The organism is Micromonospora okii (genome assembly GCF_020884795.1).
GTDB classification, from domain to species: Bacteria; Actinomycetota; Actinomycetes; order Mycobacteriales; family Micromonosporaceae; genus Micromonospora; species Micromonospora okii.
In genome coordinates, this window is record NZ_BBZF01000033.1 from 26,320 (window position 1) to 50,800 (window position 24,481).

At 74.9% G+C, this 24,481-nt stretch carries 23 protein-coding genes; 13 read left to right on the top strand and 10 right to left on the bottom strand.

The features are described from left to right. Positions 1–161 precede the first annotated feature (161 nt). Positions 162–869, bottom strand: a complete 708-nt coding sequence (locus LPU43_RS28205) for a VOC family protein (RefSeq protein WP_229403594.1) — start codon at positions 867–869, stop codon at positions 162–164. 233 nt (positions 870–1,102) lie between these two features. Beyond that, the gene (locus LPU43_RS28210) at positions 1,103–2,782 is read right to left on the bottom strand and encodes a DNA repair helicase XPB (RefSeq protein WP_229403595.1); all 1,680 of its coding nucleotides are present in this window, start codon (positions 2,780–2,782) and stop codon (positions 1,103–1,105) included. Positions 2,783–2,955: 173 nt separating this feature from the next. Here LPU43_RS28210 and LPU43_RS28215 point away from each other — a divergent pair, with 173 nt between their 5' ends. Then, positions 2,956–3,861 carry a L,D-transpeptidase family protein gene (locus LPU43_RS28215; protein WP_229403596.1) on the top strand — a complete coding sequence of 302 codons (906 nt, stop codon included), beginning with the start codon at positions 2,956–2,958 and terminating at the stop codon, positions 3,859–3,861. 10 nt (positions 3,862–3,871) lie between these two features. After that, positions 3,872–4,108: a hypothetical protein gene (locus tag LPU43_RS28220; RefSeq protein WP_229403597.1), complete on the top strand. Its 237-nt coding sequence runs from the start codon at positions 3,872–3,874 to the stop codon at positions 4,106–4,108. A gap of 31 nt (positions 4,109–4,139) precedes the next feature. Here the strand turns inward: LPU43_RS28220 and LPU43_RS28225 are convergent, their stop codons facing one another. Beyond that, the gene (locus LPU43_RS28225) at positions 4,140–6,596 is read right to left on the bottom strand and encodes a helicase-associated domain-containing protein (RefSeq protein WP_229403598.1); all 2,457 of its coding nucleotides are present in this window, start codon (positions 6,594–6,596) and stop codon (positions 4,140–4,142) included. A gap of 84 nt (positions 6,597–6,680) precedes the next feature. On the opposite strand from LPU43_RS28225, the gene LPU43_RS28230 reads away from it, so the two are divergent. Both LPU43_RS28230 and LPU43_RS28235 read left to right on the top strand, forming a co-directional pair. Further along, on the top strand, positions 6,681–7,304 hold the full coding sequence (locus tag LPU43_RS28230) for an HAD family hydrolase (RefSeq protein WP_229403599.1): 624 nt from the start codon (positions 6,681–6,683) through the stop codon (positions 7,302–7,304). Positions 7,305–7,332: 28 nt separating this feature from the next. Next, positions 7,333–7,719: a cold-shock protein gene (locus LPU43_RS28235; RefSeq protein ID WP_088997128.1), complete on the top strand. Its 387-nt coding sequence runs from the start codon at positions 7,333–7,335 to the stop codon at positions 7,717–7,719. On the opposite strand, the gene LPU43_RS28240 is transcribed toward LPU43_RS28235, so the two are convergent. Further along, positions 7,680–8,567: a 1,4-dihydroxy-6-naphtoate synthase gene (locus LPU43_RS28240; RefSeq protein ID WP_229403600.1), complete on the bottom strand. Its 888-nt coding sequence runs from the start codon at positions 8,565–8,567 to the stop codon at positions 7,680–7,682. The genes LPU43_RS28235 and LPU43_RS28240 overlap by 40 nt on opposite strands. A 566-nt stretch (positions 8,568–9,133) precedes the next feature. On the opposite strand from LPU43_RS28240, the gene LPU43_RS28245 reads away from it, so the two are divergent. Further along, positions 9,134–10,126: a helix-turn-helix domain-containing protein gene (locus LPU43_RS28245; RefSeq protein WP_229403601.1), complete on the top strand. Its 993-nt coding sequence runs from the start codon at positions 9,134–9,136 to the stop codon at positions 10,124–10,126. 16 nt (positions 10,127–10,142) lie between these two features. On the opposite strand, the gene LPU43_RS28250 is transcribed toward LPU43_RS28245, so the two are convergent. Both LPU43_RS28250 and LPU43_RS28255 read right to left on the bottom strand, forming a co-directional pair. Then, on the bottom strand, positions 10,143–10,865 hold the full coding sequence (locus LPU43_RS28250) for a futalosine hydrolase (protein WP_229403602.1): 723 nt from the start codon (positions 10,863–10,865) through the stop codon (positions 10,143–10,145). After that, entirely contained in the window at positions 10,862–12,538 is a 1,677-nt protein-coding gene (locus LPU43_RS28255; RefSeq protein ID WP_229403603.1) for an MFS transporter, read from the bottom strand. Before LPU43_RS28255 ends, LPU43_RS28250 begins: the two co-directional genes overlap by 4 nt. An 86-nt stretch (positions 12,539–12,624) precedes the next feature. On the opposite strand from LPU43_RS28255, the gene LPU43_RS28260 reads away from it, so the two are divergent. Beyond that, on the top strand, positions 12,625–13,428 hold the full coding sequence (locus LPU43_RS28260) for a DUF3027 domain-containing protein (protein ID WP_229403604.1): 804 nt from the start codon (positions 12,625–12,627) through the stop codon (positions 13,426–13,428). On the opposite strand, the gene LPU43_RS28265 is transcribed toward LPU43_RS28260, so the two are convergent. Beyond that, a complete protein-coding gene (locus LPU43_RS28265; RefSeq protein ID WP_255686681.1) occupies positions 13,407–13,685 on the bottom strand; it encodes a DUF2530 domain-containing protein in 279 nt (92 codons plus the stop codon). The genes LPU43_RS28260 and LPU43_RS28265 overlap by 22 nt on opposite strands. A gap of 89 nt (positions 13,686–13,774) precedes the next feature. Between LPU43_RS28265 and LPU43_RS28270 the strand changes: the two genes are divergently transcribed. From LPU43_RS28270 to thpR, 5 genes are all read left to right on the top strand, one after another. Next, positions 13,775–15,253 (top strand): NCS2 family permease, encoded by a 1,479-nt coding sequence (locus LPU43_RS28270; protein ID WP_229403605.1) that lies wholly within the window; start codon positions 13,775–13,777, stop codon positions 15,251–15,253. A gap of 126 nt (positions 15,254–15,379) precedes the next feature. Next, entirely contained in the window at positions 15,380–15,829 is a 450-nt protein-coding gene (locus LPU43_RS28275) for a MarR family winged helix-turn-helix transcriptional regulator (RefSeq protein WP_229403606.1), read from the top strand. Between the two features lie 75 nt (positions 15,830–15,904). Continuing rightward, positions 15,905–17,203, top strand: coding sequence for an MFS transporter (locus LPU43_RS28280; RefSeq protein WP_229403607.1), 1,299 nt, complete (start codon positions 15,905–15,907; stop codon positions 17,201–17,203). Positions 17,204–17,302: 99 nt separating this feature from the next. Beyond that, complete coding sequence (locus LPU43_RS28285; protein ID WP_229403608.1) at positions 17,303–17,812, top strand: hypothetical protein; 510 nt, start codon at positions 17,303–17,305, stop codon at positions 17,810–17,812. Positions 17,813–17,822: 10 nt separating this feature from the next. After that, the gene (gene thpR, locus LPU43_RS28290) at positions 17,823–18,401 is read left to right on the top strand and encodes an RNA 2',3'-cyclic phosphodiesterase (protein WP_229403609.1); all 579 of its coding nucleotides are present in this window, start codon (positions 17,823–17,825) and stop codon (positions 18,399–18,401) included. Positions 18,402–18,432: 31 nt separating this feature from the next. Here the strand turns inward: thpR and sepH are convergent, their stop codons facing one another. From sepH to LPU43_RS28305, 3 genes are all read right to left on the bottom strand, one after another. Beyond that, on the bottom strand, positions 18,433–19,524 hold the full coding sequence (gene sepH, locus LPU43_RS28295) for a septation protein SepH (protein ID WP_229403610.1): 1,092 nt from the start codon (positions 19,522–19,524) through the stop codon (positions 18,433–18,435). A 185-nt stretch (positions 19,525–19,709) separates the two neighbouring features. Beyond that, positions 19,710–20,837, bottom strand: a complete 1,128-nt coding sequence (gene serC / locus LPU43_RS28300; RefSeq protein ID WP_229403611.1) for a phosphoserine transaminase — start codon at positions 20,835–20,837, stop codon at positions 19,710–19,712. A 297-nt stretch (positions 20,838–21,134) separates the two neighbouring features. Beyond that, a complete protein-coding gene (locus LPU43_RS28305; protein ID WP_229403612.1) occupies positions 21,135–22,241 on the bottom strand; it encodes a citrate synthase 2 in 1,107 nt (368 codons plus the stop codon). Positions 22,242–22,522: 281 nt separating this feature from the next. Here LPU43_RS28305 and pdxH point away from each other — a divergent pair, with 281 nt between their 5' ends. Next, complete coding sequence (gene pdxH / locus LPU43_RS28310) at positions 22,523–23,173, top strand: pyridoxamine 5'-phosphate oxidase (protein ID WP_229403613.1); 651 nt, start codon at positions 22,523–22,525, stop codon at positions 23,171–23,173. Then, positions 23,170–24,465 carry an MFS transporter gene (locus LPU43_RS28315; protein ID WP_229403614.1) on the top strand — a complete coding sequence of 432 codons (1,296 nt, stop codon included), beginning with the start codon at positions 23,170–23,172 and terminating at the stop codon, positions 24,463–24,465. Before pdxH ends, LPU43_RS28315 begins: the two co-directional genes overlap by 4 nt. Positions 24,466–24,481 lie beyond the last annotated feature (16 nt).

Sequence of the window (24,481 nt, forward strand, 5' to 3'; positions counted from 1 at the left end):
GGGCGCGCCTCGGACCCCGCGTCGCTTCGGGGGCCTCCGGGGGCTCCGGCGCCGCCGTGTCGGCGACATGGCGGCATCGGACGGCTGCGGACCCCGCCATGCTGGCGACGTGGTGTCGATCAAGCGCCAGGGACCCCGCCGTGCCGGCGACGTGGTGTCGATCAAGCGCGGACGCGGAACTCGTTGCCGTCCGGGTCGGCCAGCTCGACCACGCCGCCCGCATCCACCCCGAGGCGGGTGGCCCCGAGAGAGAGCAGCCGGTCGACCTCCGCCGCCTGGTCGCCGCCGCCGGTCAGGGTGAGGTCGAAGCGCTGCGGGCTCCGTCCCGTCTTCGGGGCCACGGGCGGCCCTCCCCACGCGACCTTGGTGCCGCCCTGCGGGGACTGGATCGCGGTCTCCCCGTTCTCGTCCCACACCAGCGGCCAGCCCAGCGCCGTGCTCCAGAAGAGGCCGACCTCGCGGGTGCCGTCGCAGGCCAGCTCGCCGAGCGGGCCGCACCCGGCGAGGAAGTTGTTGCCGGGCTCGATCACGCAGAACTCGTTGCCCTCGGGGTCGGCCAGGACGACGTGCCCCTCCTCGGGGCGCTGCCCGACATCGAGGTGGCCGCCGCCGAGCCCCAGCGCCGTGGCCACCTTCCGCTGCTGGTCCGCGAGGCTGTCGCTGGTCAGGTGGAGGTGCAGCCGGCGGTTCGGCCCCAGCGTCTCGGCGTGACCCGGGACGAACCGGAGGCCGACCTGGCCCTCCCCGCCGGGCAGGAGCGCGCCGTCGGCGTCCGCCACGACCTCCCGGCCGAGCAGGCCGGCCCAGAACCGGGCCAGGCGTGCCGGGTCGCGCGCATCGAGGGTTACCGCCAGCCGCGCAGAGATCATCAGCTCACGCTAGACGCGGGCCACCGGGCCAACAAGGCAATTAGCCGGGGCTGGCGTGCCTGGCGTCGCCGGGTCGGCGACATGGCGGCATCCGGGGGTCCGGGATACCGCCTCGTCGGCGACATGGCGCGGCCCAGCCGCGACACGGCGCGGCCCAGCCGGGACCGGGCGCGCGACCAGCCGGGGCCGGGCGCGCGACCCAGGTGACCGGGCGCGGCCCAGGCGGGGGCGGGTCAGTCGACAGTGGGTAGCTTCGGGCCGAGGACGTCGTCGGCGTCCACGATCGTGTACGCGTACCCCTGCTCGGCCAGGAAGCGCTGCCGGTGGGCCGCGTACTCCGTGTCGATCGTGTCCCGGCTCACCACCGTGTAGAAGTGGGCCTGCCTCCCGTCGGCCTTCGGGCGCAGCACCCGGCCGAGCCGCTGCGCCTCCTCCTGCCGCGACCCGAACGTGCCGCTGACCTGGATCGCCACCGCCGCCTCCGGCAGGTCGATGGAGAAGTTGCCGACCTTCGAGATGACCAAAGTACGCACCTCGCCCGAGCGGAACGCGTCGAACAGCCGCTCCCGCTCCTTGTTCGTGGTCGACCCCTGCACGATCGGCGCGTCGAGGTACTCCCCGAGCTGGTGCAACTGGTCGATGTACCCGCCGATGACGAGCACCTGGTCGTCGGGGTGCCGGTCGACCAGCGCCCGGACCACGGGGAGCTTGGTGCGGGCGGTCGCCGCCATCCGGTAACGCTCCTCGGCCTCCGCCGTCGCGTAGGACATGCGCTCGGCGTCGGTCAGCGTCACCCGTACCTCGGTGCACTCGGCCGGGGCGATCCAGCCCTGCGACTCGATGTCCTTCCACGGCGCGTCGTACCGCTTGGGGCCGATCAGGCTGAACACGTCGCCCTCCCGGCCGTCCTCGCGTACCAGCGTGGCCGTGAGGCCGAGCCGGCGGCGGGCCTGGAGGTCCGCCGTGAACCGGAAGATCGGCGCGGGCAGCAGGTGCACCTCGTCGTAGACGACCAGGCCCCAGTCGCGCGCCCCGAACAGGTCCAGGTGCGTGAACGCGCCCTTGCGCCGGGAGGTGAGCACCTGGTACGTGGCGATGGTGACCGGCCGGATCTCCTTGCGCTCGCCCGAGTACTCGCCGATCTCCTCCTCGGTCAGCGACGTGCGGGCGATCAGCTCCCGCTTCCACTGCCGCCCGGCGACCGTGTTCGTGACCAGGATCAGCGTGGTGGCCTTCGCCTCGGCCATGGCCGCCGCCCCGACGAGGGTCTTGCCCGCCCCGCAGGGCAGCACCACCACGCCCGACCCGCCGGCCCAGAACGCCTCGACGGCCTCCCGCTGGTACGACCGCAGCGTCCAGGGCTTCCCGCCGTCCTTGCCGGCCTCGGCCAGCTCGATCGGGTGCGCCTCGCCGTCGACGTACCCGGCCAGGTCCTCCGCCGGCCAGCCGAGCTTCAGCAGCGCCTGCTTGAGCCGGCCCCGCTCCGACGGGTGCACCGCGATCGTGTCGTCGTCGAGCTTCGCGCCGAGCATCCCGGCCAGCTTCTTGCTCTTGGCGACCTCGACCAGGACCACCCGGTCCAGGGCGCGCAGCACCAGGCCGTGCGCCGGGTCGTTGGCGAGCTGGAGCCGGCCGTACCGGTCCATCGTCTCGGCCACGTCGACCAGCAGCGCGTGCGGCACCGGGTAGCGGCTGTACTTGATCAGCGTGTCGACCACGCCCTCGGCGTCGTGGCCGGCGGCGCGGGCGTTCCACAGCCCGAGTGGGGTCAGCCGGTACGTGTGCACGTGCTCGGGGGAGCGCTCCAGCTCGGCGAACGGCGCGATGGCCATCCGGCACGCCCGCGCGTCGGGGTGGTCGATCTCCAGCAGCAGGGTCTTGTCCGACTGCACGATCAGTGGCCCACCGCTCACGCCGTCGTCCTCTCCTCGGCCGGTCGCCGGCACCCCACGGGAGCTGCTGATCCGCCCCGGGCCGACCATCCAGTCTTGCACGGAAGCGGTTGAGGGCAGAAAATCGGACACCTAGTGCAACCAGCCCGGTACATCCAGCGTCTAGCTAGGGGACGACCGCCCCGGGAGGTCTCATGAGGCACATAGGGAGCAGAGCCGGGGTTGTCGCCCTGGCCGTGGTCACGCTGGTCGGGGTCGGTGCGTGCACGCCCGAGCAGCAGGCCGACCGGGGTGGCCGTGGGGGAGGGATCGCCCAGTCCGGCCCGGTCGGGGAGCGAACGGGGGCGGGCGGCTCGTCCGACTCCGATCGGCGGGCCCGGCCGAAGCTCACCCGCACGAAGTCGAAGCCGAAGCCGAAGCCCACCCGCGCGAAGGCGAAGCCCGCGCCGAAGCCCACCCCGTCGAAGACGCCCGAGCGGCCGAGGCCGACCCCCGTCGGGCTCGCCGGCTGCCCGCAGGGCGAGCACCAGCGCGCGGTGGAGACGTACCTGGCCAAGCTGGGCGGGTTCGGGCGGCTGACCGTGGACGGCCGCCAGTCCGCCGCCGACTGCGCCGCGATCAAGAAGTTCCAGCAGCGGTACGACATCCGCCCGGCCGCCGGGCGCGCCGGCCCCACCACGTACGACGTGGCGAAGCGGCTGGCCACCACCGACACCCGCCGCTGCAAGGCGGCCTCGTCCGGCACCACCTTCTGCATCGACCTGACCCGGCAGACCACCTGGGCGCTGCGCGGCGGGAAGGTCGTCTGGGGGCCGACGGTGACCCGGACCGGGATGCCCGGCTACGCCACCCCCGCCGGCACCTACACGATCAACTACCGGAACCTGAAGGAGTGGTCCGACCCGTACGAGGTGTGGTTGCCGTACTGGCAGCACTTCACCCGGGGGATGGGCTACCACGAGACCACCACCTACCTGCACGAGAAGTCGATCGGCTCGCACGGCTGCGTCAACCTGCTCCCCGCCGACGCCCGCCGCGCCTGGGAGCTGGGCAAGATCGGCAGCAAGGTGGTCCTCTTCGGTCGCCGGCCCGGCACCTGAGGCGGCGGCGATGAGCGTCGACCACGAGGTGACCGCCGAGGACGACTCCGCGCCCGGCCTCGCGGTCACCACGGCCACGGTGGTCGGCTACGGGGTCGCCGCCGTCGTCCTCGTCGGTTGGTTCCTCTACGGGTGGCTGGTCCAGCGGCAGGGCTTCGTGGCGTCCGTCGGGGAGGCCGCCGGGGCCGGGTTCGCCCTGCTGCTGGCCGTCGCCGTGGTCGGGACGGTGCGGCGCAGCCGCCGTTGACCGGGGACGGGGGCTCGACCGGGGCGCGTGGTCAGGTCTCCAGGACGGCGGCGGTGATGCGGTGCAGGGCGAAGGTGTGCAGCATCTCCGTGCGGTCGTCCTCGGCGCGCAGGTAGCCCGCCCCGATCGACACGGGCCGGACCAGCCGGGACACGGTCGCCCCGTGCGGGTCGACGTAGCCGACCCAGACCAGCGCCCGGTCCCGCACCGCCTGCTGGAGCACGGCGAGGGCGTCGGCGTGCCCGTGCACCGGGGTCGGGCCGGCGCCGGCCGTGCCGCCGCGCACCACCGCCGGGGCCCGCCGGGCCGCCCGTGCCGCCGCCTCGCCCCGCCGGATCTGCTCCACCACGCCGAGCAGCCGGGGCAGGGCCAGCTTCGGCGGGACCAGCGGGTCGAGCGCCCGGGTGGTCACCGAGGGCCGGGCCGGGGCCCGCCGGGTGCGCGGCCGGGCCAGCACCACCGAGCCCGAGGCGTCCTCCGGCACCGGGGCGTACCCGGCGTCGCGCAACGCCGTCAGCATCCGGTTCACCTGGTACGGGGTGACCAGCACCGTCGGGGCCAGCCGGCGCAACGCCAGCGACTCCAGCCGCCGGTCGGCCAGCACCTCGGCGAGCAGCGCCTCGTCGTCGCTGCGCACGTACCCGCCGACGGAGCCGACCCGCAGGCCGCCGTGCCGGCGGGCCACGTCGTCCACCAGGTACGTCAACCCCTGCGGGACCGGGGTGCGGGACCGGCGGCGGAACAGGTCGTGCAGGTCGTCGGCCGAGTACCCGGCGTCCAGGGCCCGGCGCACGCTCGCCGGGGTGACCCGGTGCACGCTCGCCCCGCCCGCCGACTCGTGCTCGGCCACCACCTCCAGCTCGCCGGCCAGCCCCGGGTCGGGCGGGCCGGGCACCACGAGCGTCAGGTCGGCCTGCATCAGGAAGTGGTCGACCGGGGCGGGCAGCAGGGCGTCCAGCGCCCGCGCCGCAGTGGAGGCGTCCTCGGCGTCGGCGCGCAGCCCGAGCGGGTCGTCCCCGCCCCGCTCGCCGGCCTCCACGAGGTTGGTCAGCAGCAGCCGCCCGTACGAGGTGAGCGCGCCCAGCCCGGTCACCCCGAGCCGCGCCGCCTCGGCCAGCACCTCCCGGTGGGTGGCCTCCCGCCCCCGGCTGCGTCGGGGGGAGCGCCAGTCGAGCAGCGCCAGCACCTCCTCCTCCGTCGGCGCGGTGGCCGGCTCCAGGTCGGCCAGCACCGCCAGCACCGACCGGCGGGCGGCCGGCGCGCCGGCCCGTTCCGCCTCGGGCGAGAGCGCGTTGATCGGCCGGTCCCGGTCGTCGCGCTGCCCCACCAGGCCCGCCTGGCGGGTCATCAGCAGCCAGGCCCGGGCGAGCTGCTCCCAGCGCCGGGCCAGCGACAGAGCCCGCCACGCCTCGTACGCCCCGGTGGGCAGGACCTGCTGGTCGGCGCCGTACCGGCCGGTGGCCGCGCCGCCCAGCTCCAGCTCCCCGAGCAGCCCCGCCGCGTACGCGACCTCCAGCAGCAGGGCGGTGGTCGGCTCGTCCAGCGCCAGCGCCCGGGACAGCCGCCGCAGTTCGCGCACCCCGATCCCGCCCGAGCGCAGCACCGGCGCCGGCTCGGCGGCCAGCAGCTCCAGCAGCGCCTCGGTGTGCCGTACCACCTCCATGGTCTGCCCGGTCCCCGCCGAGTCGACGGCCTTGGCCTCGCGGGCCGGGGCCGTGACCGGCGGGGGGCTGGCGGCCAGCGGGCCGAGCGGGCCGCTGTCGCGGCGCAGCAGCAGGGCGACCTCGCGGGGCAGCTCCACCGTGCCGGCGGAGACCTGCACCAGCAGCCGGGCGTCGACCAGCCAGCGCACCGGCGACCCGGTCGGCGCGCCGCCGTTGGTCGGGTCCGGCGGGAGGCTGTCCTCCGCCCCGAGCGGCGGGGCCTGGAGCGCACCCGGGGGCACGCTGCCCACCGGCGGGCCGGCGGCGAGCCGGTCCAGGATCGCCCGCGCCGACGGGGGCGCGGCGAGCAGCGTGCGGCGCAGCTTCGCCGGGTCCGTGCAGAGGGCCGCCGCCCGCGCGTCCAGCTCCCCCGCCGGCCGCCCCAGCCCCGCCGGGTACGGCGTGACCTCGTCCACGCCGTCGGCCACGCGCAGCTCGTGCTCCGGGCCGTATAGCAGGAAGAGCGTGCGCAGCCGGTTCACCGCGCCCCGGATGGTGGCCGGGGCGGGCGGGCGCGGCCCGGCGGTGGCCATGGCGAGGACCGCCTCGGTCGAGGTGGTGCCGTCGTCCGGGCTCCGGGTCAGCCGGGCGGCGTCGAGGATCGCGAGGGTGAACCGGTCCAGCCCGTCGAGCGCGCGGGTCACGGAGACCCGGGACTGGGCGCGCAGCGCGAGCGCGGACACGTCGGCCGGCACGGGCACGACGAGGTCGGGCCGCGACTGGAGCAGGGCGGCCAGGGACTCGTCGGGCAGCGTCCGCAGATGGTCGGCGAGTGAGATGGTCATCGTCGTTCCACGCTAGCCCGCTTCGGGGCCGTCGTGCCCCTCCGACGTCCGGCTGGGCGGTGTCGGCCGGGTACCTTTCCGGGCATGCCTCCCCTGACCGTCGGTTTCGATCTCGACATGACCCTGGTCGACTCGCGTCCCGGCATCGCCGCGGCGTTCCGGGCGCTGACCGCGCGCACCGGCGTCGCCGTGGACGCCGACGCGGCCGTGTCGCGGCTGGGTCCGCCGCTGCGCGTGGAGATCGCCCGCTGGTTCCCGCCCGAGCAGGTCGAGTCGGCCGTCGAGGCGTACCGGGAGCTCTACCCGGCGTACGCGATCACCCCGACCCTGCCGATGCCCGGCGCGGTCGAGGCCCTCGCGGCCGTGCGCGCCCACGGCGGCCGGGTCCTGGTGGTCACCGCGAAGATGGGCCGGCTGGCCCGGCTGCACCTGGACCACCTCGGGCTGGCCGTCGACGAGCTGGCCGGCGACCTCTTCGCCGAGGAGAAGACGACGGCGCTGCGCGCGCACGGCGCGACCCTGTACGTCGGCGACCACACCGCCGACATGGTGGCCGCCGGGACGGCCGGGATCCCGGGGATCGCGGTGGTCACCGGCCCCTGCTCGGCCGAGGAGCTGCGCTCCGCCGGGGCGCGGGTCGTCCTGGACGATCTCCGCGGATTCCCGGCGGCGCTGGAGGCCATGATCCGGCTAGCCTGGAAGCAGTAGACGGTTCGAGCGAAGCAGAGGTTCTCAGGTGCCGACGGGTCGAGTGAAGTGGTATGACGCGGCCAAGGGATACGGGTTCGTCACCAGCGACGAAGGTGGCGACGTGTTCCTGCCCAAGGGCGCGCTACCGGCGGGTGTCACCGACCTCAAGGGCGGCCAGCGGGTCGACTTCAGCGTGGTCGACAGCCGCCGGGGCGCGCAGGCGATGGGGGTCAAGCTCCTCGAGGCGCCGCCCTCGGTGGCGGAGCTGCGGCGGCGGCCGGCGGAGGAGCTGCACGGCCTCGTCGAGGACATGATCAAGGTACTGGAGGCGAAGGTCCAGCCGGACCTGCGGCGGGGCCGCTTCCCGGACAGGAAGACCGCGCAGAAGATCGCTCAGCTCGTCCACGCGGTGGCGCGCGAGCTGGAGGTCTGAGGGCGGGAGACCCGGGGCACGAGCCCGGCGTCGGCGGCCCGGCCCAGCAGCGCCTCCACGGCGGCGAACCCCGCGTCCCCCAGGTCCGCGGTGAACTCGTTGACGTAGAGGCCGATGTGCCGGTCCACCACGTCGGGCTCCATCTCCTGGGCGTGGGCCAGCACGTACTCCCGGCTGGCCGCCGGGTCGGCCCACGCCTGGCGGACCGACTCGCGGATCCAGCCGGCCGCCTCGACCGGGTCGACGGCGCCCCGCCGGGCCAGGATCGCGCCGAGCGGGATCGGCAGCTCCGTGTCGCCCTCCCACCACTGGCCGAGGTCGACCAGCGCGGTCAGCCCGTGCCGGGGGTACGTGAACCGCGCCTCGTGGATCACCAGCCCCGCGTCGTACCGACCGGCGGCCACCGCCGGCATGATCTCGTGGAACGGCACCACCTCGATCCGCGCCGGGGGCCGCTGCGCCGACCAGAGCCGGAACAGCAGGTACGCGGTGGTCCGGTCGCCGGGCACCGCCACGGTCGCCCCGCTCAGGTCGGCAGCCCCGCCCGCTCCCTCCGTGCCCGCCACGTTGCCGGCCGCCGCGTCGCCCCGGGTCAGCACCAGCGGGCCGCAGCCCCGGCCGAGCGCGCCCCCGCAGGGCAGCAGGTGGTAGTCGTCCAGCAGCCACGGCAGCGCCGCGTAGCTCACCTTCACCAGGTCGAACGCGCCGCGCTCGGCGGCGGTGTTCGTGACGTCCACGTCGGCGTACGTCACCTCGACGGGCGGGGCACCGGGCACCCGGCCGTGCACCAGGGCGTCGAAGACGAACGTGTCGTTGGGGCAGGGCGAGATCGCCAGGGTGAGCGCCACACCCCCACCGTATCCCCGTCCCCGCCACGGGCTCCCGCCCCATCACCCCGCCCAGTGCCCGCCACGGCTGCCAGTGCCCCGTCACGGCGCCCGGATGCCCCGCCACGGCTCCCCGTGACCCCACCACGGCTCTCACCGCCCCGTCGCCGAATTCGCCGTCACCCTTCGTGACGGGTAGCCGGCAGAGGAGGGTGTTGCCTCGCCTATGGAGCTGATGTCGGCGACGACTCACGTGCAGGTGAAGACTCACGTGCGGATGAAGACTCATGGGCCGGTGAAGAGCCATGTGTCGGCGAGGGCTCACGTATCGATGAGGGCTCGCGTGCCGGAACGACTCGTGGCGGGTGGACTGGCCACGCCGCCCCGTTGTCCCGTGGAGGCCGGCCGGACGTGATGTCGGCAATGACTCAGCTCCAAAGGGGCTGCGGTGATGCCTGCTATCCCCAAGGCGGCGCAGTTATCCACAGGTTGTCCACAGGCGGGCGGGGCCTGTTGAGGATCGATCGGAGCGGCGGCAGCATCGGGTCGTGGACGAGACAGCGCAACCAGAGCCGGCGGAGCCGGGCATGGCTCAGCCCACAGCGGTGGAGCCCAGGGCGGCGGAGCCCAGGGCGGCGGAGCCCAGGGCGGTGGAAGCCGCAGTGGGAGAGTCCGGGGCGGCGGACGCTGGGGCGACGGAGCCCGACGGGGCGGCGGGAGTGGAGCTGGGTGGCCTGCTCCGGGCGCTGCGTCGGCGGGCGGACCTGAGCCAACGGGGACTCGCCGCCAGGGCGGGGGTGCCCCAGGCGACGCTGGCGCGGATCGAGTCGGGGCGGGCGGGGAACCCGCGGTTCCGGACGGTGGAGCGGTTGGTGAGGGCGGCCGGAGGGCGGCTGGCGATCGGCGCGCCGGACGCGCACGGGCCCGATCTGCCGCCCGACGAGCCGGTACCGGTGCCGTTCGTGCCGCACGACGGGATGCGGGACGAGGCCGGACGGCGGTATCCGGCGCACCTGGACGTCTGGGAGGTACATGACCCGAAGGACTGGCCGGGCGCCTGGTGGGCGGAGTGGTACAAGCTGCGGCCGGAGCAGTGGCCGCGCCCGGTGCCGGCGGCGACGTACCAGCTGAACCGCCGCTACCGGGACCGGCGACGGTGGGCCGACCGGATCCGCCGCGAGGTCGTGATCCGCCGGGTCGTCGACGACGGTCTGCCGGCGACGTGCTGGCGGTTCGTGGCGGAGCTGCCCGACGGCCGGTTGCTCGGAGAACTGCGGGCCCACGAGCGTAGCCCCCGACTGCAGTACGGCGACCTGATCGACGCCGGGGAGCGAGAAATCGTGCTGGACGGCATCCTGGTGACGATGGCGTGCCGGCGGCTCGGCATCGGGCGGCGTCTGGTGGAGGCGTTGACTCTCGAGATGGAGCGGGCGGGGATCCTCGCGGCGCACGCCGTCGCCGCGGTCGGCGGGGTGGACCTGCTGCTCGCCTGCGGGTACCGGCTGGCGAGGGAGCGGCCGTGGAAGCTCTGCCTCGACCGCACGCCGCCGGGCTCGCGCCGGCGCTGGTGGCGGAGCTGACCGCCGCCGGCTCGGCTCAGGTCAGGGTGGCGGCGGCCGTGGGGAAGGCGGCGGCGGCCGTGGTGAGGGCGGCGAGCGCTTCGCGCAATCGCCACGCGCCACGGTCGCGGGGGCCGATCGGGTTGGAGACCGTGCGCAGTTCGGCGAAGGGCAGGCCGGCCTGGGCGGCGGCGACCGCGACCCCGTACCCCTCCATGGCCTCGGCCACGGCGTCCGGGTGCCGGTCGGCGAGCGCGGCGGTGCCGGTGGCGGTGCCGGTCACGGTGCTCACGGTGAGCACGGCGCCGACCGTGGCCGCCGGCAGGGCGGTGCGCAGCGCGTCGAGCAGAGCCGCGTCGGCGGGGATGGCGGTCCCGCCGCCGAGCAGCTCGGGCGCCATGCCCAGCTCGTCCACGGGGATGAAGCCCTCCGGCGAATCGGCGCCGAGGTCCGCCGCGACGCTGCGGGTGGCCAGGACCGTCCCGCCGACCGCCACCCGGCCGACGAAGCCGCCGGCGACTCCCGCGCTGAGCACCGCCCCGTACGGGCGGCCGGTGGTCTCGGCGAGCGCCAGCAGCCGGGCCGTGGCGGCCCCGGCGACGGCCGGGCCCACCCCGACGGACACCACGGTCACCCCTTCGCCGGACGCCGCCCCCGGACGACCCGGGACGGGCCCGGGGAGGTTGGCGGCGGGTGGGAGGCCGGCGCGGATCGCGTCGGCCTCGGCGGGCACCGCCGTCACCACGAGCAGTCCGGTCACGACACCGGCCCCCGAGGCTCCCGGCGGGTCTCGTCGTCGCCCGCGCCCAGGCCGGAGCCGGCGACGGCGGAGGAGGGCCGGTAGATGTGGTACCCGGGCGGGGCCGTCCCCGGGACGTCGGCGGGGCGCGGGTCGGACCGGTGCGCGGGGTCGCGGTGCGCGGCCTGGGCGGGGGCGGCGGCGGGCGAGACGGGGGCCGGCACGGCCGGCTCCGCGTCCGGTCGGTCGGCCGGCTCCGCGTCCTGGTCGGCTGGTTGCTCGTCCTGGTCGGCCAGCTCCTCGTCGCCGAGCGGGCGGCCGACCAGCCGCTCGTCGCGCAGCTTTGCGGCGACGTACGTGCCCCGGGCGGCGGCGAGCACGCCGACCCCCGCGGCGACGGCGATGCCGAGCCGCCCGTCGAAGGGGACCAGGCCGAGGCCGCCGCCGGCCACGAAGGCGAGCATCAGCGCCGTCTCGGAGTGGGCGAACGAGCTGGCCCGCAGCCGCTCCGGGATGCGTTCCTGGATCGAGGCGTCGACGGCGAGCTTCGACACCCCGCTGGCCAGCGCGGCGACCAGGCAGAGCAGCGCCACCATGGGCAGCGAGAACTGGATCGTGGCGAGGACCGCCGTGCCCGCCACGACGACCGCGCTGCTGGACTGGATCGCGGTGGGTCGGTGGATGCGCAGCCGGGTGCCGACCGCCGTGGCCAGGAAGGTGCCCACCGCCAGCGCCCCGCCGACCAGGCCGAGCGCCACCTCCGCGCCCAGGTCCCGGCCGAAGAAGTCGGTGGTCAGGTCGCCCTTCTTCAGCGCGAAGGCGAGAAAGAGCAGCAGGAAGCCGTACACGGCGCGGGGGAGCGCCGCGCCGGCCAGGGTGGCGATGACGAGGCGGCCGGCGGGGCGTCCGCGCCCCAGGGGGCGGTCCCCGGCGGAGCGCCGGCTGAGCGCGCGCAGCGGGCGGGGAACCCGCTCGGGCGGGTCCGAGTCGGCGCGGGGCGGCAGCCGCAGCGCGACCACCATGCCGACCAGGAAGATCACGGAGGCGACTCGCAGCGGCCACTGCGGGCCGAACCAGAACGCGGCCAGCCCGATCGGGGCGACCAGCCCGCCCGCCACCGTGCCGTAGACGCTGGCCCGCGCACCGACCTGGGACAGGCCGAGCCCCTCGGGCAGCAGCCGGGGCACCGCCGCCGAGCGGGCCACCCCGTACGCGCGGGAGAGCGCCAGCACCCCGAAGGCCGCCGGGTACAGGCCGAAGCCGTTCATGTGGTCGGAGATCAGCCAGGCGAGGAAGGCCCGACCGAGCATGGTGGCGGCGAGCGCGTACCGCCGGCCGTGCCGGAAGTGGTCGAGCAGCGGGCCGACCACCGGCGCGAGCATGGCGAACGGGACCATCGTGACCAGCAGGTACAGCGCGACCTTGCTGCGCGCCTCGCCGAGCGGCACGTCGAAGAAGATCGTGCCGGCGAGCCCGATGGCGATGAGGGTGTCCCCGGCGCAGGAGACCGCGTGCAGGTCGAACAGGCGGACCATGCCGGCCTCGCCGCCGGCGCCCCGGGCCCGGGCCGAGCCGGCCTGGCGGGTCATCCAGCGCCCGCCGCGCGCGGAGCCGCGCACCAGCAGGCGGGCGGCGCGGATGCCGGTGCCGACGGTGCGTCCGAGGAAGGACCCGGAGCGGGAGAACAGCGGCATTGCACCATCCTCGCCCATCCACCCCACCCCCGCGCCAGCACGGCCCGAGAACAACCTCGGGGAGTGCCTGTCGGCCGTTGGCACGCATGGGGAACAATGGTTGGGTGACCAGGCCCGTCTCCGCTCGTGCCGCCCGCCTCGACCAGGTCTGCGCCGCCGCCGTCGAGGTGGCCCGCGACGCGATCACCGAGGTGGAGCCCTCCGACATCGGCGATCACCTCCAGGTGGTCGCCGAGGGCGACCGGGTCGTCACCCACTACTTCGAGTGCCGGCTCGCCGGGTACCGGGGCTGGCGCTGGGCCGTCACCGTGACCCGGGTGCCGCGCAGCCGCAAGGTCACGATCTGCGAGACGGTCCTGCTGCCCGGCCCCGACGCGCTGCTCGCCCCCGGCTGGCTGCCCTGGCAGGAGCGGGTCGCGCCGGGCGACCTCGGCCCCGGCGACCTGCTGCCCACCCCGCCGGACGACGAGCGCCTCGCCCCCGGCTACCTCCTCTCCGACGACCCGGCCGTCGAGGAGACCGCCTGGGAGCTGGGCCTCGGGCGGCCCCGGGTGCTCTCCCGCGAGGGGCGCGCCGAGACCGCCCAGCGCTGGTACGACGGCGACCACGGCCCGTCCGCGCCGATCTCCACGGCCGCCCCGGCGGCGGCCCGCTGCGGCACCTGCGGCTTCTACCTGCCGCTGGCCGGCGCGCTGCGGCAGTCCTTCGGCGCCTGCGGCAACTTCTACGCACCCGACGACGGTCGGGTGGTCAGCGCCGACCACGGCTGCGGCGCGCACTCGGAGACCCTGGTCGAGGCGGCCGACACTCCGGTCGAGGAGCTGCCCACGGTCTACGACGACAGCGCGGTCGAGGCGATGGCGGTGGATCAGCCGGCGTCGGCCGGCTGACCGGGACGCGTCGCGGCACGGCGGCGACGTCGGTTCGCGTCATGACGCATCATCACGGCGAGACCGGGAAAGCCCCACAGGAACCCGGCCAGGCAGGTCCAGAGCCAGTTCTGGTGCCCGTGCTCGGTGAGCCAGTCGCGGAAGAAGACCAGTAGCGCCAGGCCGGCGACCGCCCACGCGATCAACCCGGCGACCGCGAACGGCACCATCGGCGGGTCGAGCGGCTCGGGCCGCGGCGGGGGTTGCTCCTGTCGCACGGGGGCAAGCGTACGCGATCAACTTTCCGAGTAGGCGTGTGATCTGCGACGATGCGCGCGACTGACGGAAGATCACCTGCGAGGACCTGATGGCCATTGCGCCGCCGGACAACGGCACACCGCCCGATCCCGCCCACCCCCGTAACGGTTTCGACCGATTCTTCGAGATCACCGCTCGCGGCTCCACGCCCGGCCGGGAGATTCGGGGCGGTCTGGCGACCTTCTTCACGATGGCGTACATCGTGGTGCTCAACCCGCTGATCCTCGGCGGCGCCGTCGACGGCGACGGCAAGAAACTGGCCATCCCCGCGTTGGCCGCCGCGACCGCCCTGGTGGCGGGCGTGATGACGATCCTGATGGGCGTCGTCGGCCGGTTCCCGATCGCGATGGCCGCCGGCCTCGGCGTGAACGCGCTGGTGGCGTACGAGATCGCCCCGCAGATGACCTGGGCCGACGCGATGGGCCTGGTGGTGATCGAGGGTCTCATCATCGCGGTCCTGGTGCTGACCGGCCTGCGTACCGCCGTGTTCCGCGCGGTGCCCACCCAGCTCAAGACCGCGATCGGCGTCGGCATCGGCCTCTTCCTCACGATCATCGGCCTGGTGAACGCGGGCTTCGTGCGCCGCATCCCGGACGCGGCGAACACCACCGTCCCGGTCGGGCTCGGCATCAACGGCGAGATCGTGAGCTGGCCGCTGCTGGTCTTCGTGGTGGGCCTGCTGGTCACGATCGTGCTGGTGGTCCGCCGGGTGCGGGGCGCGATCCTGATCGGCATCCTCGCCTCGACGGTGCTGGCGATCGTCGTGGAGGCCGTGGCCCACGTCGGCCCGTCCTTCGTCAACGGCCAGGCCAACCCCAAGGGCTGGGCGCTGAACGTGCCGGAGCTGCCGAAGAAGCTCGTGGACGTCCCCGACCTGTCGCTGCTGGGCAACTTCAACGTGCTGGACTCCTGGACCCGGGTGGGCTGGCTCGTCCCGCTGATGTTCGTCTTCACGGTGCTGATCACGGACTTCTTCGACACGATGGGGACGATGGTCGCGATCGGCCAGGAGGGGAGCATGCTCGACGAGCACGGCGTCCCGCCGCGTGCGAAGGAGATCCTGCTGGTCGACTCGCTCGCCGCGGCGGCGGGCGGCGCGGCGAGCGTCTCCAGCAACACGTCGTACATCGAGAGCGCCGCCGGTGTGGCGGAGGGCGCCCGGACCGGGGTGGCCAACCTGGTCACCGGCGCCCTGTTCCTGCTGGCGATGTTCCTCGCGCCGCTGTCGCTGGTGGTGCCGTTCGAGGCGGCGTCGACGGCGCTGGTGGTGGTCGGCTTCCTGATGATGACCGCCGTGCGGACGATCGACTGGACGGACTACGAGATCGCCATCCCGGCGTTCCTCACCATCGCCCTGATGCCGTTCACGTACTCGATCTCCAACGGCATCGGCGCGGGGCTCATCACGTTCGTGCTGGTCAAGGTGGCCCGGGGCAAGGCCCGCGAGGTGCATCCCCTGCTGTACGGGGTGGCCGCGCTCTTCGTCCTCTACTTCCTGCGCGGGCCGATCGAGTCCGTGGTCCTCTAGGGGGCCGACGCCGTGGTCGACGGCCGGGGTGCCGGATCGGGCACCCCGGCCGTTACGGCCCGTACCGCCGGTGAGCCTGCTCATATCGCATGTCGGTCGACCGGCTAATTAGTTAGGCTAACTATCGTGACGGAGCGGACGGTGACGGCGAAACGCGTGCCACCGGCGCAGCTGGCCCCCCAGTTGCGTGATGCGATCACCCGGCTCAACCGGCGGGTCCGACAGGCCCGACCGGTGGGCGACCTGACGGTCACCCAGCTCTCCGCGCTCACCAGCCTCCGGCTGGCGGGCGCGCTGACGCCCAGGGAACTGGCCGACGTGGAACGGGTGCAGCCGCCGACGATGACCAGGATCGTCGCGAAGTTGGAGGAGCGTGGCCTCGTGCAGCGCACCCCCCACCCGACCGACGGCCGCCAGGTCATCCTCGCGGCGACCGAGGGGGGACGGGCCGTGCTCGACCAGTTCGAGCGGGCCCGCGACGAGTGGCTGGCCCACCGGCTGGCCGAACTGCCCGAGGAGGATCGGGAGACGCTGCGGCGGGCCGCCGAGGTCCTGCAACGACTCGCCCGTGCCTGACCGCGCCTGACCGCGTCCGCGCCGTCCGCCGTCCACCGCCGATGAGGCGTACGACCGCGAGGAGGCGCAGCCAGGGTGCAGGCGAAGTTGAGCACGATGTTCCAGTCACTGCAGGTCCGTAACTACCGGCTCTTCGCATCCGGGCAACTGATCAAACTGATCGGCGTCTGGATGATGTTCATCGCCCAGGACTGGCTCGTCCTCGAGCTCTCCGACGACTCGGCCACCGCGCTCGGCGTGGTGACCGCGTTGCAGTTCGCCCCCGTGCTGCTGCTCACCCTGCCCTCCGGACGGCTCGCCGACCGGTACGACAAGCGCGTGCTGCTCTTCGTCGCGAACGCCTTCTGGACGGTGCTGGCGTTCGGGATGAGCCTGCTGGTGCTCACCGGCCTGGTCCAGCTCTGGCACGTCTTCGTCTTCGCGGGCCTGCTCGGCGTCGCCAACGCCGTGGAGACCCCCGTCCGGCAGGCGTTCGTCTCCGAGCTGGTCGGCACCTCGCTGCTGCCCAACGCGCTGTCGCTGAACGCTGCGGTGTTCAACTCGGCCCGCATCGTCGGCCCGGCCGTGGCCGGCCTGGCCATCGCCGCCGTCGACGTGGGCCCGGTGTTCCTCTTCACCGCCGTCACCTCGCTCGCCCCGCTGGCCAACGTGGTGCGGATGCGCACCGCCGACCTGTACCGCAAGGACCTCCCGCCGCTCGCCGAGCGGGACTCCGCCAAGGTGGTCGACGGGCTGCGGTACGTCGCCCGCCGCCCCGACCTGCTGCTGCCGATGGCCGTGATGTCGGTGATCGGGATGAGCCTGTTCAACTTCCAGCTCACCCTCGCCGCGCTGGCCAAGACCGTCTTCAACACCGGGGCCGCCACGTTCGGCCTGTTCAGCGCCGCCCTGGCCGTGGGCGCGCTGGTCGGGGCGCTGGCCGGCACGGGGCGGCGCAGCCGCCCGTCGGTGTGGCTGGTGCTCGGCGCGGCCATCGGCTGCGCGATCTTCGGCACGCTGGTCGGGCTCGCCCCGGCGTACTGGATGGTGGTGGCGCTGCTGCTGCCCGCCGGCTTCTTCATGGTCTTCTTCGCCCAGGCCGCGAACCAGCGGGTGCAGCTCGGCACCGACGCCGCCTTCCGGGGGCGGGTGATGGCGCTGTGGGTGCTGGTCTTCCTCGGCACCAACCCGGTCGGCGCGCCGGTGGTCGGCTGGCTCGCCGAGACCTTCGGCGCCGGCGCGAGCATCTGGATCGGCGGGCTGATCTCGCTGGCCACCGCCCTGATCGCGCTCGCCTGGCAGCTCCGCCACTCGGGCGCCCGGCTGCGCCTGCGGATGCTCCCGTCCCCCCGCTTCTACGTCTGCGAGAAGGAAGGGCACCCTGTTAACGCCTGAGGTATGGCAGGGGCCCCCTCTTAACAGCCGTAACAATCGACATTCACGAATGTTCGGGAAGTGGTGGCGGTAAGGCGCGCGGGGGCTTAGCGTCGATACGTGGAGGTAGGCCGAGCGATACTCCTTGCCCTGGCTTTCGTCGCCGTCGCGAGCCTGCCGGTCGCCTTCGCGCTGGTCTTCTGCGCCGACGAGATCATCGACCGGGTCGCCTGCCGGTACGCCGAGTGGCGCGACCACCGCCGGGAACGGCGCACGATCGCCCGGCTCGACCGGGCCGTCGAGGCCGACTCGTTGACCCGGGGCATCGACCTCACCGAGTTCGACCGGGAGGGCCGCCGCCCGCTGGAGGAGATTGCCGCCGACCTGCGCCGCTTCGGCGACCAGCGGGTCAACCCCAACGGCCGGCCGGTGGTCTGGCACGCCGCCGTCGTCGACGCGTACGACGCGCACCTGCGGGCCGCGTGCCGCTGCCTCGGCCTGGCCGAGCACCTCGGCGAGCTGGAGGGCGTGGACCGGCAGATCGAGCGCGTCCGCGTCGAGGGGATGCTGCACGCCGCCGGCCTGACCCTGCCGGCCGCCCGCGCGCCGCGCCGCCAGCGGCACCGCTGAACGCGGGAACGTGCGGCTCTTCGTCGCGGTCTACCCGCCGCCCGACGCGGTGACCGACCTGGCCGCCGAGGTGGCCCGCCTCCGCGTCGGTCGGGCGGCGGCGGCCGGCGCAGGAGTCCGGCTCGCCGACCCGGCGAACGCGCACCTCACCCTCGCCTTCCTCGGCGAGGTCGACGCCGGCCGCCTCGTGGCCGTGGAGAGCGCCCTCGGCCTCGCCGCCGAGACGTTCCGCGCGGGCCGGTCCGGCTCCCCGGCGCTGCGCCTCGGCGGCGGGGGCAGCTTCGGCCGGGGCCGGTTCACCGTGCTCTGGGTGGACGTGCGGGGCGAGGCCGAGGCGCTGTCCGTGCTGGCCCGGCTGGTCCGCGCCGGGCTACGTCGGGGTCGGCTGCCGCACGACGAGAAGCCGTTCCGCGCGCACCTGACCATCGCCCGGCCGGGCGACCGGATCGACCCCGCCGACGTGGCCGCCGACCGGGAGGCCCTGCACGACTACCTGGGGCCGCCGTGGCGGGCCGCCGAGCTGGTGCTGGTCCGCAGCCACCAGGGGCCCCGGCCGACGTACGACCGGCTGGCGGCCTGGCCGATCTAGCCGGTCGGGCCGGGTGCGTCGCGTCGGTGGGTCAGGAGGACTCGCGGGCCGCCGGGCCGCCGCCGAAGAGCACGTCGTCCCAGCTCGGCAGCCGCTTGCGCGGCTTGCTGGCGGCCTCGGCCGGCTCGTTCCCGCCACCGGCCGCCGCAGCCGCCGGGCCCGTCCGGCGGGGCCGCAGCACCGCCAGCGACGGCACGGCGGGGACCTCCTTCGGCGCGTCCGAGTCGTCGTCGAACGCGGAGCCCTGGCCGCCGCCGAGCAGGGCCGCAGCCCCGCCGCCGACCGGCCGCTGCCGGGGCGCGTCGGACCCGGCGAGCGCGGCCGGCGTACGCGGCTCGAGGCCCCGCCCGGACGTCGAGCCGAGCGGGCGGTCCAGCGAGGCGAGCAGGGCGTCCCGCCCGGCGCGGATCGGGTCGCGCCCCGGGCGGCTGTGCTCGCCGGCCGCCGCGGGCAGCCCGTGGCCGCCCCGGCCGGGCTCGACGCGCGTCGGGCCGGGCAGCGCGTGGCCGCCCCGCTCCGCCGCCGGCTCCTGGCCGAGGATCGGCGTGGGCCGCTCGGCGCAGAGGTACTGCGCCATGTCGTCGTGCGGGGTGACGTGCTGCCGGGTCTTGTCGAGATCCCACACCGCCTGCGCGGTGGCCTTGCCCGACGGCCAGGTGGCGATGATCCGCCAGGTGCCGTCGTCGCGGCGGTACGCGTCCCAGGAGATCTTCTCGGTGTCGATCCCGTGCTGGGCCAGCCGCCCGTTGACCACGTCGGCCAGCGGGGTCGGCTTGTCGGCGCCCTTGAGTCGGGTGCGCCGCGCGTGCTGGGCGAGCATGGCCCGCTCCTGGAGCACCGGGCCGGCGTAGCGCAGCACCCGGTCGACCGGGACGCCCGCGACGCGGGCCACGTCCTCGGCGGACTCGCCGGAGCGGATCTTGGCCTGGATGTCGCGTGGGGACAGCGACGGCACCGGGTCGGCGGTGGTCGGCACCACGGTGAGCGGGGGCGCGCCCGGCTCGCTGTGGAGGGCACCGGCAATCCGCTCGTCGATGGGCAGGGCGAGCAGCCGCCCGACCTCGTCGGCGAGCACCAGCGCCTGGCCGTCCTCGGAGAGGGCGACGAAGCGTACTGGGCGCATGAGCGTTGCCTCCGTCCCGCTTCGCTGGCCGAACGCCACGGGTCGGCCACCCGGGCGTCACACCCCACCGTACGCCCATCCGGCGGCAGGTGGGGGATGTGGCACCCGCATGTCGCGGGTGAGCTGCGAAAATGATCACAGTGCGTGGCCGCCGGTGCCCCGGCGACCACCCACTGTGACTGGTCTCAGAGCCGCTCGACCACGTAGTCGATCGAGGCGGTCAGCGCCTCCACGTCGGACGGCTCGACCGCCGGGTAGAGCGCGACGCGGAGCTGGTTGCGGCCCAGCTTCCGGTACGGCTCGGTGTCGACGATGCCGTTGGCCCGCAGCGCCTTGGCGATCGCGGCGGCGTCCACCCCGTCGGCGAAGTCGATGGTGGCGACCACGTTGGAGCGCAGCGCCGGGTCGGTGACGAACGGGGTCGCCACGGCGGAGCGCTCCGCCCAGCCGTACACGATGCCGGCGCTCTCGGCCGTGCGCTTGGCCGCCCAGGCCAGGCCGCCCTGCTCGTTCATCCAGTCGGTCTGCTCGGCGGCCAGGAAGATGGTGGCCAGCGCCGGGGTGTTGTACGTCTGCTCCAGCCGCGAGTTGTCGATCGCGGTGACCAGGTCGAGGAAGGCCGGGATGTACCGGCCCGACGCCTTGATCTCGGTGGCCCGCTCCAGCGCGGCCGGCGACATCAGGGCCAGCCAGAGGCCGCCGTCGGAGGCGAAGCACTTCTGCGGGGCGAAGTAGTAGACGTCGGTCTCGGCCACGTCCACGGCCAGGCCGCCGGCGGCGGAGGTGGCGTCGACCAGCAGCAGCGCGCCCTCGTCGGCACCGGCCACCCGGCTGATCGGCACGGCGACGCCGGTCGAGGTCTCGTTCTGCGGGATGCCGTACGCGTCGACGCCGGCCTCGGCCTGGAGCGTCGGCGCGCTGCCCGGCTCGGACTTGCGCACGGTCGGCTCGCCGAGGAACGGCGCCTGGCTGACCGACTTGGCGAACTTCGCGCCGAACTCGCCGAAGCTGGCGAACTGCGCCCGGTCCCGGATCAGGCCGAACGCGGCGACCTCCCAGAACGCGGTGGTGCCGCCGTTGCCGAGGATCACCTCGTACCCCTCGGGGAGGGAGTAGAACTCGGCGATGCCCCGACGCAGCCGGGCGACCTGGTCGCGGACGGTCTTCTGCCGGTGCGAGGTGCCCAGGAAGCCGGTCGCCGCGTCGGCGAGGGCGGAGACCGCCGCCGGACGGACCTTGGACGGGCCGCAGCCGAACCGTCCGTCGGCGGGCCTGATGTCGTCGGGAATCCGGATGGTCGGTACGTCAGCCACGGTTGTCGAGATCCTTCCGCGTGGGCGAGGGCGGGCCCTGATGCGGGCACGGACCGACGCCCGCCGCGCGGAACGCGCGGGAGGCCGGGATCCGAGCCCGGTCCGGCGGCACTGCCGAGCCCCCATCCTCGCACCCGGGCCGGCCCGCGCCGGCGCTGGTCCCACCCCGCGTGCTGAGGCGTGCGCCACACGCAGGCGGGGCCCGGCCCGCGAACTCGCGGCCCGGGCCCCGACGGGGTGGTTAGGAGGGGGCCCTTCCTATGCAGAAAGCGTTAACAGGGGGCCCTTCCTTACACCTCAGACGCCGTGGGGGATGGCGTCCCAGCCCTCGACCTGCTGCGGCTTGCGGCCGGCCGGCCCGACGTACCGGGCCGACGGGCGGACCAGCCGCTGGAGCTTCTTCTGCTCCAGGATGTGCGCGCTCCAGCCGCCCATCCGGGCGCAGGTGAACATCGAGGTGAACATGTGCGCCGGCACCTCGGCGAAGTCCAGCACCACGGCCGACCAGAACTCGACGTTGGTGGCCAGCACCCGGTCCGGGCGGCGGGCCTGGAGCTCGGCCAGCGCGGCCCGCTCCAGCGCCTCGGCGACCTCGAAGCGCGGCGCGCCCAGCTCCTTGGCGGTGCGGCGCAGCACGCGGGCGCGCGGGTCCTCGGCCCGGTAGACCCGGTGGCCGAAGCCCATCAGCCGCTCGCCCCGGTCGAGGACGCCCCGGACGTAGCCCTCGGCGTCGCCGCTGCGCTCGACGGCCTCCAGCATGGAGAGCACCCGGGAGGGCGCGCCGCCGTGCAGCGGGCCGGAGAGCGCGCCGATGCCGGAGGAGATGCAGGCCGCGGCGTCCGCGCCGGTGGAGGCGACGATCCGGGCGGTGAAGGTGGAGGCGTTCAGGCCGTGCTCGGCGGCCGAGATGAAGTACGCGTCGACAGCCTTGACGTGGCGCGGGTCGGGCTCGCCGCGCCACCGCTTCATGAAGCGCTCGACGATCGTCTCCGCCTTGTCGATCTCCTTCTGCGGCACGGCCGGCAGGCCGAGGCCGCGCGCCGACTGGGCGACGAAGGAGAGCGCGGTGACGGAGACCCGGGCCAGGTCCTCGCGGGCCTGCTCGTCGGAGATGTCGAGGAGCTGGCTGAGCCCCCAGTACGGGGCGAGCATGGCGACGGCCGACTGGACGTCGACCCGGATGTCGCCGGAGTGCACCGGCACCGGGAACGGCTCGGCCGGCGGCAGGCCGGGGCCGAAGCGGCCGTCGACCAGCAGCGCCCAGACGTTGCCGAAGGAGACCTGACCGATCAGATCCTCGATGTCCACGCCGCGGTAGCGCAGCGCGCCGCCCTCGCGGTCCGGCTCGGCGATTTCGGTCTCGAAGGCTACGACGCCCTCCAGGCCCGGTTTGAAATCGGCCATGTCGCTCTCTCCTGGATCTGCTCGATGCGCCCGCCCGGGCTCATCCGGCCCGGCCGGCCGAGCACCATGGGCGACCCTCAGGGATGTGTTCGTGACATCTTGCCTGCTGAGTAACCGACTGCGCGACCCACTGCGACTGTGCTGCGCGCGACATCCCCGCCGCTGCACGTCCTTCGGGGCTCCGTGAGACTGGACGCTGCGGGCTGGCCAGCGTCGTCCGCGCCGGGGAGCCGTCGAGGGAGGTCGGAGCTGTGACGGGTGACACACCTGTGCCGGCGGCGATGCGTAACGAGTACGCCGCCGACCTGGGCCTTTCCGAGTCGGGCCTGGCCGCCGACTGGCACGCCCAGTTCGCCCGCTGGTTCGCCGACGCGGTCGCCGCCGGCCTGCCCGAGCCCAACGCGATGGTGGTCGGCACCGCCGACGCCGCCGGGCGGCCCAGCGCCCGCACGGTCCTGCTCAAGGGGTACGACCCGGAGGGCTTCGTCTTCTACACCAACCACGGCTCCCGCAAGGGGAGCGAGGCCCTGGCCAACCCGCACGCGAGCCTGGTCTTCCCGTGGTTCCCGGCGTACCGGCAGGTGGTGGTGGCCGGGTGGATCGAGCCGGTGGACCGGGCGGAGACGGAGGCGTACTTCGCCGCCCGGCCGCGCGGCGCGCAGCTCGGCGCTTGGGCCAGCCCCCAGTCCCGGGTGATCCCCGACCGGGCGGCGCTGGACGCCGGCTACCGGGCGGCGGCCGAGCGGTTCGCCGACGTCGAGGCGGTCCCCGCCCCGCCGCACTGGGGCGGGCTGCGGGTGCGCCCCGAGACCGTGGAGTTCTGGCAGGGGCGGGCCAGCCGGCTGCACGACCGGCTGCGGTTCCGCCGCACCGCGCCCGCCCCCGGGCCGGCCGACGACGGCGAGTGGGTGGTGGAGAGACTGGCCCCGTGACCGCCGTCAGACAGACCCGGCCGCGCGGGGCGCGCCGCTGGGCGATCGACCTGCGCCCGCTCGGCGTGCCCGCGTACCGGCGGATGTGGCTCGGCAACGCGGTGGCCATGTTCGGCTTCCAGTTCACCGCCGTGGCCGTACCCGTCGAGATGTACGACCTGACCGGCGGCTCGCTCTGGGTCGGCCTGATCGGTGTCGCCGGGTTCGTGCCGCTGCTCGTCTTCGGCCTCTGGGGCGGCGCGGTCGCCGACGTGCGGGACCGCCGCCTGGTGCTGCTCGCCGCCGGGACGCTGCTCTGGGCCTCGACGCTGGGGCTGCTGGTCCAGGCGCTGCTGCGGGTCGGTAGCCCGGTGCTGCTGCTGGCCCTGGTGGCGGTGCAGTCCACCGCGTTCGCCATCACCTCGCCGGCCCGCAGCGCGATCCTGCCCCGGCTGGTCCCGCCCGAGCTGGTGCCCGCCGCGAGCACGCTCAACTTCACCACCTTCACGGCGGCCGCGGTGTTCGGGCCGCTGACCGCCGGCCTGATCTTCGCGGCCTGGGGCACCGACCTCGGGCTCCCGGTGGCGTACGCCGTCGACGCCCTGCTCTACACCGTCTCGCTCTGGGCGACCTTCCGGCTGCCGTCGTTGGCCCCGCAGCCGGACCCGGACGGCGTCGCCGCGCCCCGCCGGGCGGGGCTGGCCAGCATCGTGGACGGCTTCCGCTACCTGGCCACCACGCCGGTGCTGCTGCTCTCCTTCGTGATCGACCTGATCGCGATGGTGCTGGCCATGCCCCGGGCGCTCTTCCCCGAGCTGGCCCAGGAGCGGTTCGGCGGCGGCGCGGCGGTCGGCTGGCTCTACAGCGCGATCGCCGCCGGGGCGATGCTGGGCGGGCTCACCTCCGGCTGGATCGGCCGGCTGCGCCGGCAGGGCCTGGCGCTCGTGCTCGCCGTGGTCGGCTGGGGGCTGGCCATCGCCGCCGCCGGGCTGGCCGGCCAGCTCTGGCTGGTGGTGGTGCTGCTCGCCCTGGCCGGGGCCGCCGACCTGGTCAGCGCCGTGCTGCGGCAGACGATGCTGCTGGTCTACGCGCCGGACCGGATGCGCGGCCGGCTCCAGGGGGTCAACACGGTGGTCGTCGCCGGCGGGCCGCGCCTCGGCGACCTGCGCGCGGGCGCGACGGCCGCCGGGTTCGGCACCGGCGTGGCCTGGGTCGGCGGGGGCCTCGTCGCGGCGGTGCTCGCGGTGCTGCTGGCGGTGGCCTTCCCGGCCCTCGCCCGCTACCGGGCCGCCGAACCCCGTGCGCAGGAGTGAGCGACTAAGGTCACCA

Coding starts and splice junctions, on each gene's coding strand:
- LPU43_RS28205 (WP_229403594.1), bottom strand. CDS start 869: ATGATCTCTGCGCGGCTGGCGGTAACCCTCGATGCGCGCGACCCGGCA.
- LPU43_RS28215 (WP_229403596.1), top strand. CDS start 2,956: ATGAGGCACATAGGGAGCAGAGCCGGGGTTGTCGCCCTGGCCGTGGTC.
- LPU43_RS28220 (WP_229403597.1), top strand. CDS start 3,872: ATGAGCGTCGACCACGAGGTGACCGCCGAGGACGACTCCGCGCCCGGC.
- LPU43_RS28225 (WP_229403598.1), bottom strand. CDS start 6,596: ATGACCATCTCACTCGCCGACCATCTGCGGACGCTGCCCGACGAGTCC.
- LPU43_RS28230 (WP_229403599.1), top strand. CDS start 6,681: ATGCCTCCCCTGACCGTCGGTTTCGATCTCGACATGACCCTGGTCGAC.
- LPU43_RS28245 (WP_229403601.1), top strand. CDS start 9,134: ATGGCTCAGCCCACAGCGGTGGAGCCCAGGGCGGCGGAGCCCAGGGCG.
- LPU43_RS28255 (WP_229403603.1), bottom strand. CDS start 12,538: ATGCCGCTGTTCTCCCGCTCCGGGTCCTTCCTCGGACGCACCGTCGGC.
- LPU43_RS28260 (WP_229403604.1), top strand. CDS start 12,625: ATGGGGAACAATGGTTGGGTGACCAGGCCCGTCTCCGCTCGTGCCGCC.
- LPU43_RS28270 (WP_229403605.1), top strand. CDS start 13,775: ATGGCCATTGCGCCGCCGGACAACGGCACACCGCCCGATCCCGCCCAC.
- sepH (WP_229403610.1), bottom strand. CDS start 19,524: ATGCGCCCAGTACGCTTCGTCGCCCTCTCCGAGGACGGCCAGGCGCTG.
- LPU43_RS28305 (WP_229403612.1), bottom strand. CDS start 22,241: ATGGCCGATTTCAAACCGGGCCTGGAGGGCGTCGTAGCCTTCGAGACC.
- pdxH (WP_229403613.1), top strand. CDS start 22,523: ATGCGTAACGAGTACGCCGCCGACCTGGGCCTTTCCGAGTCGGGCCTG.